The sequence below is a fragment of the Streptomyces swartbergensis genome (assembly GCF_002148965.1).
In the GTDB taxonomy this organism is placed as follows: domain Bacteria; phylum Actinomycetota; class Actinomycetes; order Streptomycetales; family Streptomycetaceae; genus Streptomyces; species Streptomyces swartbergensis.
The window spans coordinates 1-3,676 of the sequence record NZ_NGFN01000529.1; the positions used below are offsets into that span (position 1 = coordinate 1).

General features: G+C 74.4%; 4 protein-coding genes. All 4 read left to right on the plus strand.

Annotated features, from left to right (window positions below):
• On the plus strand, nt 1-719 hold a 719-nt coding region (locus tag CA983_RS41490; protein WP_086605828.1), incomplete at its 5' end, for an alpha/beta fold hydrolase.
• Nucleotides 716-1,843 carry an effector-associated domain 2-containing protein gene (locus CA983_RS41495; RefSeq protein ID WP_086605829.1) on the plus strand — a complete coding sequence of 376 codons (1,128 nt, stop codon included), beginning with the start codon at nt 716-718 and terminating at the stop codon, nt 1,841-1,843. The genes CA983_RS41490 and CA983_RS41495, both read left to right, overlap by 4 nt.
• A gap of 97 nt (nt 1,844-1,940) precedes the next feature.
• A complete protein-coding gene (locus CA983_RS41500) occupies nt 1,941-2,174 on the plus strand; it encodes a hypothetical protein (protein WP_086605830.1) in 234 nt (77 codons plus the stop codon).
• A 94-nt stretch (nt 2,175-2,268) separates the two neighbouring features.
• On the plus strand, nt 2,269-3,676 hold a 1,408-nt coding region (locus CA983_RS41505), incomplete at its 3' end, for an HEXXH motif domain-containing protein (RefSeq protein ID WP_086605831.1).

A 3,676-nucleotide genomic window follows, 5' to 3' on the forward strand; every position in this document is an offset into this window, starting at 1 on the left:
TGCTTGGCCCCGCCGCCGACGCCCTCGGCCCGGCGGACCTCGCCGTCCTCGCCGCCCGTTCCCTGACCGCCCGCCTCATCGCCGACGCCCTCGACGCCGACTCCCCGCTCATTCCGGTCGGCGAGACCCGTGACGCCGTCACCGACCGGATCGCCGAGGCCCTCGGCGCACCGCCCCGGGGTACGGAGCGGGGGCTGCGCTCCTTACTGCTGCGGACGGCCGCAACGGTGGCCGCTCGGGCCGTCGAACGCCGCCGGCGTGCCCTCACCGAGGCCGCACACCCCGCCGCCGGCGACATCCTGCGCTACCTGAGCCGGGGCGCGGCCTTCCGGGAGGGCCTGCGCGCCCTCGTCGCCGGCCTGGAGCCGCCCGTCGCGGTGGTCGGCCACAGCCTCGGCGGCATCATCGCCCTCGACACGCTTATCTCCGCCCCGCTGCCGCAGGTCGGCCTCCTGGTGACGGTCGGCTCCCAGGGCCCGTTCCTCTACGAGTCGGGCTCCCTGCCGTCCCTCGAACACCCCGCGCCCCTGCCGCCGTCCGTCCCCGCCTGGCTCAACCAGTACGACCCGCGCGATCTGCTCGGCCATCTCGGTGCGGAACTCTTCCCGGGCCGCGTCACCGATGTCCCCGTCGACAGTGGCCAGCCGTTCCCCGCCGCGCACAGCGCCTACTGGACGAACCCCGCCGTGTACCGCCACATCGTGGACCACCTGCCGTGACCGGGCCGATGCCGTCCGTCGACCCGGCCCGGGTGCACGCCCTCGTCGTCGGGATCGAGGCGTACGAGGCCGGGGACGACTGGCGACTGCCCGGACCCGCCCAGGACGCCGTACGGTTTTGGCGACTGCTGCGGAACGCCGGGGTCCCCGAGTCCCAACTGCGGCTGCACCTCAGCCCCTTGCCGTCCTACGACCCTCAAGTCCCCTACGGGCGCGCGGACCAGGCGACCTTGCGCCGGGTCCTCGTTCGCGAACTGTCCGAGGCCCAGGGCGACATGCTGTGGGTGTGGTGGGGCGGGCACGGAGTGCTGGACCGGGCCGGGCGGCTCCGGCTGTTCTGCGCGGACGCGGGCGTCGCCGACAAAGTGGGGATCGACCTGGAATCCGCGCTCGCCCGGTACGCCGGTGACGCCGTGCCCGGGCTGCGCGAGCAGATGTGGATCGTGGACGCCTGCGAGACCTTCGAGGAGGATCTGGCGTTCCGGGAGGCGCTGCCCGCCGACGCCCTGCCGGTGGGCCGGCCCAACCACGCGCACCGGCAGACCGTGCTGCGCGCCGCCGGACGGGGCAGGGTCGCGGCCAACGACCCCGTCCGTGCCACCGGCCTGTTCTCCGACGTCCTGCTCGGTCTGCTGGCCGACCGGGCGGCCGTGCTTCCTGCACCGCCCGATCCGGAGGAACTGTTTCCGGCCGTTCGGGCGCGCATCGCGTCCCTCAGGGAAGAGGGCCGTACTCTTCAGCACCCCGAGATCCGGCTCCAGGGCCCCGACCGCACCGAGACCCTGCCCCCGGCCGGACCGCCCGCCGCGCCGCGCCCCCTCGCGGCCTTCCAGCGGGCGGTGGAGGCCCTCCTCGCCTACCCCCTGATGCACGACCCCGACGAGCGGCAGACGGTCGTCGCCGCGCTGAACCCGCGTGTCACAGCRGTACTGCGCCGTCACAGCAGGGCACGCACCGACGTCGTCAACATCCTCGGCGGGCTCGCCCGGCGGAATCCGCAGGCACTGTGGGACCTGTTCGACGCCGTGGTGTCCATCGACGACGACCCGAAACTGAAGAACGAACTCGCCGCCGCGCTGGCCGAGTTGGCGGCCCCATCGGAGCGTCGGCGCGATGGGCGGTGATCAGTGGCGTGATCGTACGGTTTTCGCCCCGGGGGGTATTGGCCATGATGGAAAGACACGGGGCATCGCGTGCCACCGTGCGAGAAGGGGGAGCATCTTGGACCAGCCGCCCGCTCTGCACCACGCCGGAGCCGCCGTACCTGAACCGGTCGTCGCCACCGCGGAGACCGATGTCTGGGAATCCGATCTGGCGGACCTCGCGGCGCTGCCCCTGAGCGCCGTGGACGGTCTCCCCGCCCTGTCCCCCACCACGCGCCTGCTCACCGAGGTGCTGCGTGCCCGGAGCAGCATGCGGAGCGGAGAAGGGGGACCCAGCGCCCGGGCCGATTAGCCGCTGCCCGTCCTGACGGCAGAGCCCCGGTGCGGCACCCGCACGCGCACCGGGGCCCCCGCGTGTCCGCCAACCCGACCGGAGGTCCGCGACGATGACCAGCGAGCAGCACCTCGCACCACTCCGCATGCCGGACCGGCTCTTCGCGGAGCTGGCCGCCGGGGGTGGCTCGGCAGCGGCCGTCGCCTTCCTCGAACGAGCCGAACGCGCGCGGCGGTTGCTGCTCATGCGCACCCTCCTCGGTCATCTCGACGCCCTGCCCACCCCCCTCACCCCGGTCGCCGAAGCCTGGCGGGTCCTCAAGGAGGCGGCCGAGAAGTCGCCCGAGCCGGTCGAACGCCTGCTGCTGGCCCCGGCGACCGGCGGCTGGATGTCCCACATGCTGCGCCGGGTGCACGGCACGGCGACCGGCCCGCCCCTGTGGGCTGAGGCGGGCCACCTGAGCGCGCTGGCTCTCTCGGCCTCCTTGCACGCGGGCACACAGACGGCGCTCGACGTCCCTCTCACCTGCGGCCGGTTGCCCCTGCCCGGACTCGGCATGATCCAGCTCCCCGACGCGAGAGCGGGTCTGGCGGTCGGCCGGGCCACGACGGCCGGGGGAGAGCTGACGGTCACCGGGCCGGGCCGCACGGCCGGCTCGGTGCGGGTGACCTGCCGTCCGTTGACGCGTGCCGACGCCGAAGGGGGCACCTGGCTCCCGCTGCGGACCCTCAGCCACACCGGCCCCGGCGGCGGGGACCCGGTCACGGTCGTACTCGAAGACCTCGACCCCTACCGCGATCTCGACGACCATCTGCCTCCCGCCCGGCTCGACGAGGACGAGGCACAGGAATGGCAGCGGTTGTTCGGGGAGGCCGTGCGGATCCTCGCCCGCCCGGGCATACCGGGCCCCGGGCGGGTCGACCCCGCCATGATCCGGGCGATCGTGCCCTTCGGGCGCACCGCCGTCAGCCCGCCCCCGCCACCCTTCGTGCAGGTGTCGGCCTCCAGCGGTGACTCCTTCGGCGGCATGCTCATCGTCCGTCCGGCCTCCGCGCTCGCCCTCGCCGAAACCGTGGTGCACGAGCTTCAGCACAGCAAACTGGCCGCCCTCCTGCACCTGTTCCCGCTGCTGGAGGACGACCGGGCCGAGCGCTACTACGCCCCCTGGCGCACCGACCCGCGCCACCTCACCGGCCTGCTGCACGGCGCGTACGCCTTCACCGGCGTCGCGGGTTTCTGGCGGGACCGGCTGGCCGGTGCGAACGAGGGCGAGGCGGTCGAGCGGTCCGCCTACTTCTTCGCCCTGCGCCGCCTGCAGAGCCGCCTGGCCGTGCGCACCCTGCTGACCAGCGGCCGGCTGACCGTGCAGGGCCGCGCTCTCGCGTCGGGGCTCGCCCGCACCCTGGACGGCTGGCTGCGCGAGCCGGTCCCGCACGCCGCCCTCACCCGGGCCCGTACGGCCGCCGCGCTGCACCGCACCGAGTGGCGGCTGCGCAACGTCGCCCCGCCCTCCCCGGGAC